Here is a 1006-nt window from a genome sequence, read left to right as displayed (position 1 = left end):
GATGAGCAAGTCCATCTGGCACGTGTGCCGCCAGCTTTCCATGGGTATGCCATTGTCGTAGGAGAGCTCGTCTTGGGTAGGGGCCATCCAGGCAGGTAAACTGGATTCGGCTCTTGCAGACAGGGATCCATGGGGTTGCTTATAACCTATGCTCGGCTTATCGTTTTCCAGGGCAACAGAGATCCCTTGTTGTTGTGTCCAATCCTAGTAGCCTGTAGGAGCTAGAAGAACCTGCCGCTCAACTTGGGGAGTCGAGAAATGCAAGACATCAAGGCCAATGCTCCGCGAATTCTCCTCAATTGGCCAACTCCGCCAGACTATATCCCGCCCCCGCAGCTTTCAGATCGGCAGGTCAGTCTTTGCCCCAAGAGGAGAGCCAAGGGCTTTGGACTAAACTTTGTCAATCTCTCTAAGGAATTGGTGGAGTGCCCAGAGGGAGACTATGACCTCTATGACTTTGTGCAGCAGTCTGAGCAAATTACAAATAAGGAGTTTGACCTAGTTGTTGTTTGGACTTCCAGTTTCGACCAGATCAGTCCCTTAAATACGAAGAAGTTTGGCTGCCCTACACTCTTGCTTGCTGGAGACACCCACCACTGGAAGTTTCCCATCAACCATCTCTTGGCCTACTGGGCTACTGAAGGCTTTGATTACGTCGCTACTGCCTATAACTTCCAGCATTTGCACTGGTTTGCCGCAGCAGGCGCTGAGAATCTTGCCTGGTTGCCTCTTATCTCCATGCGCACTGTTACCCACGATTGGGTGGAAGATAGAGAAAATCAAGTGGTCTTTATCGGCCAACAGGGATCCCGCCATCCCAGGCGTTGCCGGCTGGTTCAAGCCATAAAGAATGCAGATTTGCCCATCCTCATCAAAACAGCCAACCGCCAAGAGGCAGCCAAATGGTTTGCCCATTCTCTGATTTCCTTTAACTGCAGCCAAAATGGGGATCTGAACTTAAGGAACTTGGAAGTGATTTCCGCGGGGGGCTTTCTGCTTACTGACC

The 1006-nt window shown here is 51.0% G+C and carries 1 pseudogene; it reads left to right on the top strand.

Going from position 1 to position 1006, the window contains the following annotated elements:
• Positions 1-258: 258 nt before the first annotated feature.
• Positions 259-1006: pseudogene (locus tag NW819_RS14275) on the top strand (glycosyl transferase family 1); the annotation flags it as partial.

Source organism: Synechococcus sp. R8-2 (assembly GCF_047461715.1).
Lineage (GTDB): Bacteria > Cyanobacteriota > Cyanobacteriia > Thermostichales > Thermostichaceae > Thermostichus.
The sequence above is the reverse complement of the archived record's forward strand: the minus strand, read 5'-3'. Positions and strand labels throughout refer to the sequence as shown.